13 protein-coding genes, 1 tRNA gene and 1 riboswitch are annotated in these 13,092 nt (G+C 64.8%); of the genes, 7 read left to right on the top strand and 7 right to left on the bottom strand.

The genetic code is table 11. The features are described 5' to 3' along the window. Positions 1 to 26 precede the first annotated feature (26 nt). The gene (locus PQ627_RS06145) at positions 27 to 1,064 is read right to left on the bottom strand and encodes a universal stress protein (protein ID WP_274259338.1); all 1,038 of its coding nucleotides are present in this window, start codon (positions 1,062 to 1,064) and stop codon (positions 27 to 29) included. Positions 1,065 to 1,481: 417 nt separating this feature from the next. Between PQ627_RS06145 and PQ627_RS06140 the strand changes: the two genes are divergently transcribed. Further along, on the top strand, positions 1,482 to 2,162 hold the full coding sequence (locus tag PQ627_RS06140) for an FAD-dependent monooxygenase (protein ID WP_274259336.1): 681 nt from the start codon (positions 1,482 to 1,484) through the stop codon (positions 2,160 to 2,162). 107 nt (positions 2,163 to 2,269) lie between these two features. Here the strand turns inward: PQ627_RS06140 and PQ627_RS06135 are convergent, their stop codons facing one another. Together PQ627_RS06135 and PQ627_RS06130 are read right to left on the bottom strand one after the other, a co-directional pair. Beyond that, entirely contained in the window at positions 2,270 to 3,055 is a 786-nt protein-coding gene (locus PQ627_RS06135; protein ID WP_274259334.1) for an NlpC/P60 family protein, read from the bottom strand. A 3-nt stretch (positions 3,056 to 3,058) separates the two neighbouring features. Continuing rightward, positions 3,059 to 3,223: riboswitch (cyclic di-AMP (ydaO/yuaA leader) on the bottom strand. Positions 3,224 to 3,397: 174 nt separating this feature from the next. Continuing rightward, positions 3,398 to 4,030 (bottom strand): copper resistance CopC family protein, encoded by a 633-nt coding sequence (locus tag PQ627_RS06130; protein WP_274259332.1) that lies wholly within the window; start codon positions 4,028 to 4,030, stop codon positions 3,398 to 3,400. A gap of 114 nt (positions 4,031 to 4,144) precedes the next feature. On the opposite strand from PQ627_RS06130, the gene PQ627_RS06125 reads away from it, so the two are divergent. From PQ627_RS06125 to PQ627_RS06105, 5 genes are all read left to right on the top strand, one after another. After that, a complete protein-coding gene (locus PQ627_RS06125; RefSeq protein ID WP_144661785.1) occupies positions 4,145 to 5,587 on the top strand; it encodes an NCS2 family permease in 1,443 nt (480 codons plus the stop codon). Between the two features lie 88 nt (positions 5,588 to 5,675). Continuing rightward, positions 5,676 to 6,626 (top strand): formimidoylglutamase, encoded by a 951-nt coding sequence (gene hutG, locus PQ627_RS06120; protein WP_274259330.1) that lies wholly within the window; start codon positions 5,676 to 5,678, stop codon positions 6,624 to 6,626. A gap of 52 nt (positions 6,627 to 6,678) precedes the next feature. Next, a complete protein-coding gene (locus tag PQ627_RS06115) occupies positions 6,679 to 7,176 on the top strand; it encodes a hypothetical protein (protein ID WP_274259328.1) in 498 nt (165 codons plus the stop codon). A 64-nt stretch (positions 7,177 to 7,240) separates the two neighbouring features. Beyond that, positions 7,241 to 7,311: transfer RNA gene (locus PQ627_RS06110), tRNA-Cys, on the top strand. Positions 7,312 to 7,529: 218 nt separating this feature from the next. Next, a complete protein-coding gene (locus PQ627_RS06105) occupies positions 7,530 to 7,751 on the top strand; it encodes a hypothetical protein (RefSeq protein WP_144661782.1) in 222 nt (73 codons plus the stop codon). 87 nt (positions 7,752 to 7,838) lie between these two features. On the opposite strand, the gene PQ627_RS06100 is transcribed toward PQ627_RS06105, so the two are convergent. From PQ627_RS06100 to PQ627_RS06090, 3 genes are all read right to left on the bottom strand, one after another. Further along, positions 7,839 to 8,087: a hypothetical protein gene (locus tag PQ627_RS06100; RefSeq protein ID WP_262277012.1), complete on the bottom strand. Its 249-nt coding sequence runs from the start codon at positions 8,085 to 8,087 to the stop codon at positions 7,839 to 7,841. 197 nt (positions 8,088 to 8,284) lie between these two features. Then, complete coding sequence (hutH, locus tag PQ627_RS06095) at positions 8,285 to 9,877, bottom strand: histidine ammonia-lyase (protein ID WP_144661780.1); 1,593 nt, start codon at positions 9,875 to 9,877, stop codon at positions 8,285 to 8,287. After that, complete coding sequence (locus PQ627_RS06090) at positions 9,878 to 11,608, bottom strand: urocanate hydratase (protein WP_274259323.1); 1,731 nt, start codon at positions 11,606 to 11,608, stop codon at positions 9,878 to 9,880. A 163-nt stretch (positions 11,609 to 11,771) separates the two neighbouring features. On the opposite strand from PQ627_RS06090, the gene PQ627_RS06085 reads away from it, so the two are divergent. Next, positions 11,772 to 12,215: an SRPBCC family protein gene (locus PQ627_RS06085; protein WP_274259321.1), complete on the top strand. Its 444-nt coding sequence runs from the start codon at positions 11,772 to 11,774 to the stop codon at positions 12,213 to 12,215. A gap of 38 nt (positions 12,216 to 12,253) precedes the next feature. Here PQ627_RS06085 and PQ627_RS06080 read toward each other — a convergent pair whose 3' ends face one another. Then, positions 12,254 to 13,063 carry an IclR family transcriptional regulator gene (locus PQ627_RS06080; protein ID WP_144661777.1) on the bottom strand — a complete coding sequence of 270 codons (810 nt, stop codon included), beginning with the start codon at positions 13,061 to 13,063 and terminating at the stop codon, positions 12,254 to 12,256. Positions 13,064 to 13,092 lie beyond the last annotated feature (29 nt).

Genomic DNA, 13,092 nt, shown 5'->3' with positions numbered 1-13,092 from the left:
CAGCGTGAACACCGACGGCCCGTTTCCTATGCCGCGCCGAGCATCGGGCCAAACTTGTCGCGGTCCGCCAACCGGGGATCCTCACGGTCCGGAACTACCAGCACCGGTCCCTTGGCATGGTGAAGGACGCCGTCGGAGGTAGAGCCGAGGAGCATGCCCGCAAACCCACCGCGTCCGCGTGTACCCAACACCACCAACTCCACGCTGCGGCTTGCTTCCACAAGGACGTCTACGGGCGAGCCGTCCCTGAGGTCCGTTTCGATGGGCAGCTGCGGGAAATGGCTCCTCAGCCACGCGACGCCTGCTTCAAGCTGGACCTTGATATCTGCAAACAGGGCGTCCCGGTCCAAGGGGGCGGGCACCCAGGCCAACGAACCGCTGTACTGGGGGACGGCACATATAACGCGGAGCTTGGCTCCCATGCGCTGTGCCTGTTCGGCGGCTTCGAGGACAGCAACACGCGCTTGTTCGGAGCCGTCAACGCCCACGGCGATGACGTTTTCCACGACACGGGGACCGGCCTTGGCGTGCTCGGCCTTGATGTGTTTGTCCTCGGTATTCTCTCCCAGCCGGTCGGCGCAGTAGAGGGGGACAGTAACTGTGGGGCACTTGGCGTGGGCAGGCAGTGCGCTGCTCACAGATCCCAGCAAGCGGCCAACGAAACCACCGCGTCCGCGGCTGCCGAAAACCAGGAGCGCCGCGTCCGCCGAGAGATCCAGCAGCACACCGGCCGCATCTCCGTTTTCGACCGAAGCATCGACGTCGATGGAGTATCTGGCCACCTTGTCCATGGCCTGCCGGACAATGGCTTCCGCGCCTTCGCGTATGACCGAATCGTCCACGGTGGCGTACCCGCCGTCCAGTCCGGAGGCGGCAAAGATGGGAACCGAGTAGGCAGTGACGATGTGCAGTGGAAGCTGCCTGCGTTCTGCCTCGCGTGCGGCCCAGACCAAGGCACACTGCCCATGTTCCGAACCGTCCACCCCAACGACGATGCCGCCCGCTGCTACCGTCAGGCCCTCGCCGTCCTGTGGCTCTTCACTGTGTCTGCCGTGCTGGTCCATTTGGGGCCCGCCTCTCCACCTACTGCTTGATGTTCCGGCCATTCTGCCAGAGGTTCTCCGAATCGGATTCCCAGATGGCTCCATTGTCAATGGCCAGGGCTGGATTAATGTGAAATTTCTCCCTCCAATGCCCACTATTCTCGGTCGCGAGGGCCGAATCAAGGTGGGTTGACGCTATGTGTATAACGGTCCGGGCTCGGTTCCTGAAGGCCGATTTTGTGCTTCCGGTGAACGTGCCAAACACGCTGCCCGGGGAGGCTATCCACGGCCGAAAAAGTTAGGTAATGTTCGAATCACCGAATGGCCGGCCAACGTGTCCAACAACACAATCCGGCCATTTGTTTGCGGCCGCTTGGGGAACTCGGACGCGATCCCACGCGATGCCGGAAGGCACAAACGTCAAGGAGGAACCAAGCAGTGTCACACGCGCCTGATTCCGGCACGGAACGCACTACCACCGTGGTCATAGGTGCCGGCCTGTCCGGCTTGGCAGTTGCCAGTGAACTTAGCCGCTACGGCGTGGGGTCCATCGTGGTGGATGGCTTCGGCGCCTTGTCGGCCACCGGCCCCGCCGTCCATACGGGTATGTTGCAACGCTGCGAGGTCACCGATCCCGCCTCCATCCAGGAACGCAATGAAATCCTCCGCCACCTGCGTAACTACGCGGCCAGCCACCATCTGGACGTCCGCAACACGACGAGGGCCGTGCGCCTCGATTTCCTGGGCGCAGACGCCTCCCAGCACATCGCCCACGGACTTGCGGCGAGCATGACCCGGAACGGACTCGGTGCTTCAGGTCCCCTTGAATCAGCACCCCGCCAATGGGCAGTCCACACAGCCAATGGAATCCTCCTGGCAGACCATGTGGTGGTGACGCGTTGTGCGCAGAGTCAACTGCGGCGGATGCTGGCCGAACTGGGTATCGCTGTGGGACAGAACCTCGTAGCCGCCATGCGTGCTCTGGGGATGCACCTGGTGGGCGTGGGAGAACTCATCACGCCGACGCCCAAGGAAGTACTTCGCCAAGCCAAGGCAGTAGGCCAGGCCATCTCTTCAAAGGTTGCGCTGCCCGGCGGCCCGGGAATCGCCATCGCCTAGCTGCGCAGGCGGTGGCGCTGCAAAACCGATACTTAAAGCCCAAAGGCCGGTGTCTTTCGAAGAATCAATCTTCGGAAGACACCGGCCTTTGCGTTGAAGCGTGAGGCTTATGCGCCAGCGCGTACGTAGGTGATGGGACCCGTCGCGGTCAGCCAGCTGATCGGGTGGATGCCCGTCTGGTTGCCGTTGATGCCACCGCTGATGGCCTGGCCGTTGCCGATGTAGATGGCAACGTGGCCGGACTGGACGATCATGTCGCCGGGCTGGGGGTCGCTGACAACCTTGCCGTAGTTCAGGAACTGCATGGGTGCCAGGTCGCCAACAGGGATGCCGGCGGAGCCGAGGGCCCGCTCAACCATGGCGGTGCAGTCCTGCATGATGCCGATCTGGGCGTAAGCCGAGGCAACCATGGCAGCGTTGACGCCACCGGCTGCAGGAGCAGCAGCCACCGGAGCGGCAGCAGGAGCGACAGCGGCGGGAGCAGCAACTGCGGCCTGGGCGGCAACAGGAGCCGCAGCAGCAGTGACGGTAGCGGTCTTGGGGGCAGGTGCCTCAACGACCGGAGCCGGCTTTTCGATGACCGGAGCTGCAACGGAAGCAACTGCGGGACGCTCAAAGTTGATGGTCGCCGTCGAAAGGGCGGTGACAACCTTGGTGGGAGCCTCGGAGGCGGTCTCGGCGACCGTGGCGGGGCTGGAGTCGCGCTGGGCCGGAGCCTCGGCTGCGTGGGCAGCTACGGAGCCGGTCAGAACGAGTCCGGAAGCTGCTGCGATAACGGCTGCCTGGCGGCCAGCGCCTGAAGCGTTGCTGGCAACGGCCTTGGAGATGGAGATGAACGGATTAGGACGTACGCTGTCCGCCTTACGACGGCCGCGAAGAATGCGTGAAGACATGAAAGAGCCTCTCCCGATGCCTGCGAGGTTAGCTGTCGGATTCGGATGGGAGTCACCCGGCCACTATCTCCCGCTGAGCGGAAGCTTCGTGACTTCACCCCAAGGCACGCTCGTAAGCGGCCCAAATTGGGTTCCCCGTCTCTGCCGTAGGTTTGTCTGCGAACGGATTCCGGACTGCGGCAGAGCTAGGCAATCAGGCCGGAAGTGCCTGCTACGTGGAACAGGCACAGGTACCACCGTACGCGATGATCGCCACGAAGTCACATTTAAGTAACGGGAACCGTTGCTTTGGCGTGTCGCGGTAACCGAACCGAGATATTCGCAGCTATGTAGAAAACCCCGTTATTCCGCGGATGCGGGGCCTTCAGGGTCATCGGAGGCAGCGAGTTTCCTGCGCGCTGTCACCGCGAGGAAGATCACGAGCGCCACAGCCACTGCCGCAATGACAACAATGCTCCACGGGAACGGCTGGGACGCGTCCGCCGCGGGTGCGCTGCTCCCCGTTCCAGGAGGTGCCGACCCCACCGACGGGACCGTGGCCGACGTCGCCGATCCGGACGGTGAGGCAGCCGCCGTGCCGCTCGCCGCCGTCGTGCTTCCTGCGGTGGCCGTGAACTTGAAGGTCCCCTCGATCGGGTGCGAATCGGAGCTGACGACGCGCCAAACGACCGTGTACTCCCCCGCAGGCGCGCCCGGGCGCAGCTTCTGCACAGCTTGGCTGTCGATGATTTCCACGGGTCCGTCCGCCCAGTTCTCGCCCCCGGCGGTTACGGTGACGCCCGAACCGATGGCCAGGGGCCGGTTGTTGAACGTAATGGAGACCGACGCCGGTACTTCAGCCACGGTGGCACCGTTCGCCGGCGCCGTGGATTCCGCGACGTCGTGCGCGGACGCCGGTGCCGCGGAAAACAGCAGGGCAGAGGCGAAGGCAAAGGCGGCGACGACGGCGGCCAGAAGCGGACGGATGGTACGCATGGGGCGGTTTCTCCTAGTGTTGGCTTCCTTACAGACTAGGGGAATGGTCCGCAGCCCCCACATTCCACGGCATAGGATTTGATAGCACACTCCCCCCAAAACCCGGAGACCTTCATGCTTAAACAAGGTTCTGCAGTGGACCGCTACTTCAAGATTTCCGAACGTGGATCCACGTACTCAAGGGAAATCCGCGGCGGTTTCGCGACATTCTTCGCCATGAGCTACATCGTTGTGCTGAACCCGCTGATCCTCTCGGGCGCCGATTCCAGCGGCGCGTCCCTGGGCTTCACCGCGGTGGCGGCCACCACGGCGTTCGTTGCCGGCATCCTGACCATCCTCATGGGCGCCTGGGCCAAGCACCCCTTCGCCGTGGCCACCGGGTTGGGTGTCAACGCCTTCGTAGCGGTCACCGTCGCCTCGCATCCCCAGCTGACCTGGCCGGACATGATGGGCCTGGTGGTCCTCTCGGGTGTCACCATGCTGATCCTGGTCCTCACAGGGTTCCGCACCGCCGTGTTCAAGGCAGTGCCCGAGGCCCTCAAGACCGCGATCGTGGTGGGCATCGGCCTGTTCATCGCCCTGATCGGCCTTGTGAACGCAGGCTTCGTCCGCCGCATCCCGGACGCCGCGGGCACCACCGTTCCGTTGGGCCTCGGCGTTGACGGCAAACTCATGGGCTGGCCCACGCTGGTCTTCGCCGTCGGTTTGATCCTGACCATCGCCCTGGTGGTCCGCAAGGTCCGTGGCGCTATCCTGATCGGCATTGTCGTCTCCACGGCGCTGGCCGCCATCCTCGAGTTCACCCTTCACATCGGGCCCAGCTTCGACGGCAAGAACGTCAATCCCCGCGGTTGGTCCCTCGTGGCGCCCACCCTGTCCGAATGGGGCGCTCCGGACCTTTCCCTGATCGGCAAGGCAAACCCGTTCGGCGCCTTCCAACACCTGGGCTTCATCGCCGCCGCGCTGCTGGCCTTCGTGATCCTGCTCAGCATCTTCTTTGATGCCATGGGCACCATGGTGGGCTTGGCAAACGAGGCCGGGACCGTGGACAAGGACGGCAACATTCCCAATGTGGACCGGGTACTTCAGGTGGACGCCCTCGGTGCGATTGTGGGCGGTGGAGCGTCGGTTTCCTCCAACCAGATCTTCGTGGAGTCCGGCGCGGGCATCGGCGAAGGCGCACGGACCGGGCTCGCCTCAATCGTCACCGGCGTTCTCTTCCTCATTGCCATGTTCTTCACGCCGCTGATCAACCTGGTGCCCTTTGAAGCCGTAGCTCCCGCACTGGTGGTAGTGGGCTTCATGATGGTGTCCCAGGTGGGCAAGATCGATTGGCAGGACTGGGGCGTCGGCATTCCCGCGTTCCTGACCATTGCCCTGATGCCGTTCACCTACTCCATCGCCAACGGCCTGGGCGCCGGCTTCATCTCCTTCGTCCTCATCCGCACTTTCCAGGGCCGTGCCCGCGAAGTCCACCCCCTGATGTGGGCTGTGGCTGCGGCGTTCCTGCTGTTCTTCGGCATTGGAACTGTGGAGGAGTTGTTGGGCGTCAAGTAGCCCTGCGTCGGGTTGGCATTCCGGTATTTCAGACACTCTGGACCCGGAACTGCTGTTTTAAGCAGTCCGGGTCCGGTGTGCTTTAAGCATGCAAACCAGCCACATCACCGTAGATGTCAGCCCTTCTCCGTGGACCGGCCGTTTCGACGGCGACGGCGCGGAACATCGCCGCTGGTGGCAGGCCATCACCCCGCACACGCCCGAAGCTGCGGACGCAGCCTCGCGTCCCGCCGTCGTGCTTGGCTTCTGCAGTGACGCCGGCGTCCTCCGCAACAAGGGACGCGTGGGGGCCGCTGCGGCTCCGGCCGCCATCCGCTCGGCGCTTGGCCCGCTGGCCTACCACCTCGACCGTGACGTGTTCGACGCCGGTGACGTGGTTGTGGAGGGCGAATCACTGGAAGCGGGACAGGAGCGTGCCGGCCGCGCCATTTCGGAATTGCTCGACGCCGGTAATCTCACCGTGGTGCTGGGCGGCGGGCACGAGACCGCGTTTGCCAGCTACCTGGGGGTGGCGGGATCGGAGGCCGTGCAAAGTGGCCAGCGACTCGGTGTGCTGAACCTGGATGCCCACTTTGACCTGAGGGACGAGCCGGTACCGAGCTCGGGCACGCCGTTCCTTCAGATGGCCCAGGCGGAAGCTGCCGCCGGGCGGGAACTGCAGTACGCCGTCGTCGGAATTTCGCAGCCGAACAACACGCCCACGCTCTTCGACATCGCGCACCGCCTCGGCGTGAAGTACCTGCTGGACGAGGACTGCTCCTCCGAAGCCGTCGAGGCATTCGTTGCGGACTTCCTGCGCGGCATCGATGTGCTTTACCTGACCATTGACCTTGATGTGATGCCGGCTTCGGTGGCTCCGGGAGTCAGCGCGCCTGCGGCGTATGGCGTGCCACTGCCCGTCATCAGCGCAGTGTGCCGACAGGTTGCAGCCAGCGGAAAGCTGCTGCATCTGGACGTGGCTGAGCTGAACCCGTCATTCGACATCGATTCCCGGACCGCCAAAGTTGCGGCCCGGTTGGTCAACACTTTGCTCACGTAGGCCTGTTGCTGGCGCCATCCTCCGCTTAGCCTGTGTGGAGGGAAGGATGGCGATGCGCGCAGTTCCTGTGCAGGAGAAGTGGGCCTGGGTATCCGGGCTAATCGCGGTTGGACTGGGCCTGGCGGCCCACATGGCGGCAGGCGGCAGTTCGCCTGCGCTCCCTGTGCTCCTCGGACTCGCTGCGTTGTGTTGCCTGGCGGCGGAACTCCTGGCGCGCTGGGTGCATGGGCCCTTGATCCTGCTGCTGGTCTCCGGCGTGGCCCAGCAGCTCTTGCACTTTGGCTTTGCCGCCTTTGGAGGATACTTCCCCGGCAATGGATGGTTTGAGCACCTCCACGGCGCCGGGCAGGCTCCGGGTGATCTGACGGGGGTGGGGGCCTCGAACGGGGGGTCGCCACACATCATGCTCTACACGCACACGGCGGCAGCCATCCTGACCCTCATTGCGGCCGCAGGCGTGTCCGCGCTGGCCCGGCGCGCGTCGGTGGCCCGTCATGCGTCGGTGGCCCGCCATGCGTCACCAGCCGCAACCAAAAGCAACACCGCGTAGCGCGGAGAAAGCTCGGGAAACCAACGTTGGACCTGCCGCTGCGGGGTGCCTAGTGTCGTTTGCACGTGGTGTGCCCGAGAGGCCAGGGAGCTGCCTGCAAAGCAGCGGACGCGGGTTCGAATCCCGCCACCACGTCTGCTGGGCTCGCCTCGGTCATCGCCGCCCCCCCGGTCTGCGCCTCCGCCGAGTTGGCACTTAATGACAGTGTTTTGTCCAAACATTGTCATTAAATGCCAACTCGGTGCGCCTGAGACACGGGTCACTCCCTTGCCAGTCATCTTACAAATATTCGGCTTTCACCGACTATGATTGATGGGTCGCCCTCGCATGCGGCAAGTAATAGGAGGCCCCCCATGACCCCTGCAATGACTGCAGAACGCGAAATCCGTCTGTCCTTTTCCCGGGCAGACGAAATCCACGACGGACTCGAGCAAGCCGTGGATGCACTGATCAAGAACGCAGCGGCAGACGCCAACTGCGGCATTCTGGTGACCAGGCACGAACCCGGCACCTACACCGTGGCGCTGGACGAATCCGTTCCCTTCGGTCAGACCCACGAAGCACTCGCTGCCTGATCGGCAGCGACAAAAACCGGGGCCCGTTCCCTTCCGCCACTACTACCTGCGGAAGGGAACGGGCCCCGGTTTCTGTTTAAGCCACACCTAGGCGCGGCGGAGAACCACGCCGTCGGACTTCATGAACAGTTCCTTGCCCTCTTCGGTGACACCCGGGCCGGAATGCTCAAGCCACACCACGTTCCCGCTGCCGGAGACTTCCTCGACCCGACCGGCTGCGATGACGTGGGCGTACTTGACCACTTCCACCGTGTCGCCGACTTTCAGCATCTTCCAATCCGAAACCGTTGCCGAGTGAGCGTTTCGCCTGGACAGGACTGCTCCGCGTGCCTTCATTGAACTTCTACCCCTTTGTGGATGTTCTCTGTTGTGTATTGAGTTGTGGACGGTTGACCGTCAAGCCCACGACATCTTCGGCGTGGACGTGACGTACACCATAAGTTCTACTACATTTGCCACGCCCCGGTGCCTGCGTTGCGTACAAAGACCGGGGCGTGACAAATTTGCGCCTCAAATGAGGCATTTATTCGACGTCAGGCCAAAATCCCGACGGCGGATTCGGCGGCCGCGCGGACCGCACCGGAGCCGACCAAGCGGTCAGCCGCTTCGAGTTCGGGCGACAGGAACCGGTCCGTACCCGGCCCCTGGACCACTTCACGAAGCACCTCAAGCACCGCCGCGCCCGCAGGACCCGGGGTGAGTTCGCCGTCGGACAGCTGCGTGCGCATGTCGATCGCGCGGGCGCTGGTGACAAGCTCGACGGCGAGCACGCGCCGCAGGTTCTCAACGGCCTTGCGCAGCTTCCGGGCCGCGTGCCAGCCCATGGACACGTGGTCTTCCTGCATGGCGGAGCTCGGGATCGAGTCCACCGACGCCGGGACCGCGAGGCGCTTGTTGTCCGAGACCAGGCCGGCCTGGGTGTACTGGGCGATCATGAGGCCCGAGTCCACGCCCGGATCGGCAGCCAGGAACGCCGGAAGTCCATGTGAGCGGGCAGGATCCAGCATGCGGTCCGTACGACGCTCGGCAATGGAGCTGAGGTCGGCGACCGCGATGGCCAGGAAGTCCAGCACATACGCGACGGGGGCGCCGTGGAAGTTGCCGTTGGAGGTGACACGGCCGTCGGGCAGGACCACCGGGTTGTCGATGGCTGCGGCCAGTTCGCGGGAAGCGACCAGGGCTGCGTGGTCAACCGTGTCGCGGACGGCACCGGCAACCTGGGGTGCGCACCGCAGGGAGTAGGCGTCCTGGACCTTGGTGTCGTTGATCCGGTGGGATGCAACGATCGGCGAGTTAGACAGCACGCGCAGCATGTTGTCGGCGCTGGCGGCCTGCCCCGGGTGCGGACGCAGTGCTGCGTGCAGTTCGGGCAGGAACACTTGGTCCGTGCCGAGGAGGGCCTCCACGCTGAGCGCGGCGGTGACATCGGCGGTCGCCAGCAGCATGCGCAGGTCCGCGATGGCCATGAGCAGCATACCGAGCATTCCCTCGGTGCCGTTGACGAGCGCCAGGCCTTCCTTCTCGGCCAGGGTTACCGGCTCGATGCCGTGCTGCGCGAGCAGCTCAGCAACAGGTGCCTTGCCTGCGGCCCCATACAGTTCGCCGTCGGGCCCTGTTGCTTCGCCTTCACCCATCAGCACCAGCGCGCAGTGGGACAACGGAGCGAGGTCGCCGGAGCAGCCGAGCGAGCCGAACTCGCGGACCACCGGGGTGATGCCGGCGTTGAGGACATCCACCATGGTCTGCAGGACCACGGGCCGGACGCCCGTGCGGCCGGAAGCCAGGGTCTTGGCGCGGAGGAACATGATGCCGCGGATGACTTCGCGTTCCACGGCCGGACCCATGCCCGCCGCGTGGCTGCGGATCAGTGACTTCTGCAGCTGGGTGCGGAGTTCGTTCGGGATGTGGCGGTTGGCCAGGGCACCGAAACCCGTTGAAATGCCGTACGCCGGAACCTCGCTGGTAGCCAGGCCGTCGATGTGGGCGCGGACCTTGGCAACGGTGTCCAGGGCGTCCTGGGAGATGGTCACCTTGGCGTCGTGGCGTGCGACGGCGACGACGTCTTCCGGGGTCACGCCGCTGGAGCCGAGGGTGACGGTCAGCGGTTCGTGTGTTGTCAGAGTCATTTATTTGCCTTCATTCATGGGGATGCGGACGCCGCGTTCGTGGGCGACGTCGATGGCGCGTTCGTAGCCGGCGTCGGCGTGGCGGATGACGCCCATGCCGGGGTCGTTGGTCAGCAGTGCGGTCAGTTTCGCCGCGGCGAGTTCGGTGCCGTCGGCCACGGAAACCTGGCCGGTGTGGATGGACCGGCCGATCCCGACCCCGCCACCGTGGTGGATCGACACCCACGTCGCCCCCGACGACGCAGCGGTCAGCGCGTTCAGCAGCGGCCAGTCAGCGATAGCGTCCGAACCGTCCTTCATCGCCTCGGTCTCCCGGTACGGGGAAGCCACCGAACCGGAGTCCAGGTGGTCACGGCCGATCACGATCGGGGCCTTGACCTTACCCTCAGCCACGAGCCGGTTGAACAGCAGCCCCGCTTGGTGGCGTTCGCCGTACCCGAGCCAGCAAATACGCGCCGGCAGGCCCTCGAACTCGACCCGCTCCGCGGCGGCATCCAACCACTTGTGCAGGTGCTTGTTCTCCGGGAACAACTCCTTGATCGCCTCATCCGTCACACGGATGTCTTCCGGGTCCCCCGACAGGGCGACCCAGCGGAACGGGCCCAGACCCTCGCAGAACAACGGCCGGATATACGCCGGAACGAATCCCGGGAACTCAAACGCCCGGTCATAGCCGCCCTTGCGGGCCTCATCCCGGATCGAGTTGCCGTAATCGAACACCTCAGCCCCGGCGTCCTGGAACTCCACCATCGCCTGCACATGCCTCGCCATCGACGCCTGGGCCTTCTTAGTGAACCCTTCCGGATCGGCTCCGGCTTCGGTGTGCCACTCCTGAACCGTGATGCCCTCGGGCAGGTAGGACAGGGGGTCGTGGGCGGAGGTCTGGTCCGTGACCACATCAATGGTCAACTCGCCCGCCTTGTGGCGGCGGAGCAGCTCCGGGAACACCTCCGCGGCGTTACCCACATAGCCTACGGACCAGCCACGACGCTCAGCCTTAGCCGCATTGACCTTCGCGATCGCGGTGTCCAGGTCCGTTTCGACCTCGTCCAGGTACCGCTTGCCGGCACGGCGGCGCAGCCGGGTCTCGTCCACATCCACGATCAAGCACGCACCATCATTCAAGGTCACCGCCAGCGGCTGCGCCCCGCCCATGCCACCGCACCCACCGGTCAGGGTCAGGGTCCCGGCCAGGGAACCCTCCTCCGAGCCCTCCGGCGCGGGCGCCGGGTGCCGGCCCTCAGCAGCAAGCTTGCGCCCGACGGCGGCGAAGGTTTCGTAGGTGCCCTGCAGGATGCCCTGCGTGCCGATGTAAATCCACGAACCCGCGGTCATCTGCCCATACATGGTCAGGCCCTCAGCCTCCAGACGGCGGAACTCAGGCCACGTCGCCCAGTCCCCCACCAGGTTCGAGTTCGCCAGCAACACCCGCGGCGCCCACTCATTCGTGCGGAACACACCCACCGGCTTCCCCGACTGGACCAGGAGGGTCTCGTCCTTTTCCATGGTTTCCAGGGTCCGGGTGATGGCGTCGAAAGCAGCCCAGGACCGCACTGCGCGGCCCGTGCCGCCGTAGACCACCAAGTCATCAGGACGCTCGGCAACCTCAGGATCAAGGTTGTTCATCAACATACGCAACGGCGCTTCGGTCTGCCACGACTTGGCGGTGAGCTCAGTACCACGGGCGGCTTTGACCGGGCGGGCTCCAGTAGTGAAATCGGCGGGTGCCATGATGGCTCCTTCATCTCTCGAAAAGTGTCTGGGTGAAAGATCTTCTGTATCCAGTAGAGCCTGTTCGACAGTTGCCTGGAATGCCTTTTGGACGGGTGCTGTCCGGTATTACAGACATGCGCAGGGTCTCGCTTTCGGACGCCATCACGCGCATCCTGGACCCATGGCAACGTATCGAGTGTCCACGTTCGTCGCAGTGCCCCCGGAGCGGGTTTTCGAGGCCTGGACCGACCCGGACCGGTTCACCGAGTGGATCGGCGGCGTCACCCGGGTGACGGATCGCGTCGGTTCCACCGACCAGGCCGGGAGCAGCTATACGGTGTGGTTTGGCCGGATGGCGAGCCCCACGGTGGTCATCGCAGCGGAACGGCCACGGCATATCCGGACGAAGTTCGGCAACGCGATCCTCAAAGGGGAATCGGATGTCACGTTCACACCCGAAGGCGGTGGAACCCGCATCCAGCAGGTGTTCGAGACGCGGGGTTTGGTGGCCACGGTGGTCGGCAGGCTGTTTGCCACGGGATCGTACCGGGGCAGTTTCCGGGCCGAGCTGGAAACCTTCCGCGCGATGGTTGAGCGCGATTCACCGCAGGCCGACGGCAATTAGCGGACGACACGCAGGGCGCGCCAAGACCGCGAGCCGCGTCAGCCCGCCGTCGGACGCCCGTGGATCCGGACGGAAAGTTCGTCCGCAGCCTTCCTGATGCGCGCGGCCAGTACCGGCCACTGCTCAGCAGGCACTTTGTCCTCCAGGAAGGTGACGGCGACTGCCGCCGTCGGCCATCCAACGTGATCCGTCACGGGCACTGCGATGGAGCCGAATCCAGGCGTAATTTCGCCGTTTTCGGTGGCGTAACCGCGCTGCCGCACCTGGTCGAGGTGGGACGACAGGGCCGAGTACTTCATGATGGGAAATTCGACCTCGTTGCGCGAGGTGAAGGCCGCAGCGTTCGGGTACAGCGCACGGACCTGCGACTTGGGCAGGGCAGCGAGGATGGCGCGGCCGCTGGCGGTGAGGTGGCTGGGAAGGCGGACGCCGACGTCGGTCACCAGACTGGGGCGGTTCTTGGCGCGTTCCTCCACAATGTAGAGGACGTCCCGGCCGTGGAGCACCGCCAGGTGTGCGCTCTCGCCGATCACGTCCACGAGCGAAGCCAGCATGGGCCGGCCCAAACGGGACAGCGGCTCCTGGCGCGAGTACGCGGAGCTGAGTTCGAAGGCGCTGATGCCCAGGCCGTAGCGCTGTTCCTCATGGAGGTGCAGAACGAAGCCGTTCGCCTCCATCACGCCGAGCAGGTGGTAGACGCTGGACCGCGGCAGGCCCAACGCAGTGGCAATGTTCGACGCCGCCATCGGCCCCCGCCGCGAAGCCAACAGCTTCAGGATGCGCAGGGTATTTTCGGCAGCCGGGACTTTGGACGTGGCTTTGCCCGGCGCGGTTGGCGTGGTGGTCATTGTTCCTCGCTGCTGTGGTCCTGAAGGGC

The sequence above is a fragment of the Paenarthrobacter sp. AB444 genome (assembly GCF_028736865.1).
GTDB classification, from domain to species: domain Bacteria; phylum Actinomycetota; class Actinomycetes; order Actinomycetales; family Micrococcaceae; genus Arthrobacter; species Arthrobacter nicotinovorans_B.
The sequence above is the reverse complement of the archived record's forward strand: the minus strand, read 5'-3'. Positions and strand labels throughout refer to the sequence as shown.

Coding starts and splice junctions, on each gene's coding strand:
- hutG (WP_274259330.1), top strand. CDS start 5,676: ATGCAAACCAGCCACATCACCGTAGATGTCAGCCCTTCTCCGTGGACC.
- PQ627_RS06100 (WP_262277012.1), bottom strand. CDS start 8,087: ATGAAGGCACGCGGAGCAGTCCTGTCCAGGCGAAACGCTCACTCGGCA.
- PQ627_RS06145 (WP_274259338.1), bottom strand. CDS start 1,064: ATGGACCAGCACGGCAGACACAGTGAAGAGCCACAGGACGGCGAGGGC.
- hutH (WP_144661780.1), bottom strand. CDS start 9,877: ATGACTCTGACAACACACGAACCGCTGACCGTCACCCTCGGCTCCAGC.
- PQ627_RS06085 (WP_274259321.1), top strand. CDS start 11,772: ATGGCAACGTATCGAGTGTCCACGTTCGTCGCAGTGCCCCCGGAGCGG.
- PQ627_RS06115 (WP_274259328.1), top strand. CDS start 6,679: ATGCGCGCAGTTCCTGTGCAGGAGAAGTGGGCCTGGGTATCCGGGCTA.
- PQ627_RS06080 (WP_144661777.1), bottom strand. CDS start 13,063: ATGACCACCACGCCAACCGCGCCGGGCAAAGCCACGTCCAAAGTCCCG.
- PQ627_RS06125 (WP_144661785.1), top strand. CDS start 4,145: ATGCTTAAACAAGGTTCTGCAGTGGACCGCTACTTCAAGATTTCCGAA.
- PQ627_RS06105 (WP_144661782.1), top strand. CDS start 7,530: ATGACCCCTGCAATGACTGCAGAACGCGAAATCCGTCTGTCCTTTTCC.
- PQ627_RS06130 (WP_274259332.1), bottom strand. CDS start 4,030: ATGCGTACCATCCGTCCGCTTCTGGCCGCCGTCGTCGCCGCCTTTGCC.
- PQ627_RS06135 (WP_274259334.1), bottom strand. CDS start 3,055: ATGTCTTCACGCATTCTTCGCGGCCGTCGTAAGGCGGACAGCGTACGT.
- PQ627_RS06090 (WP_274259323.1), bottom strand. CDS start 11,608: ATGGCACCCGCCGATTTCACTACTGGAGCCCGCCCGGTCAAAGCCGCC.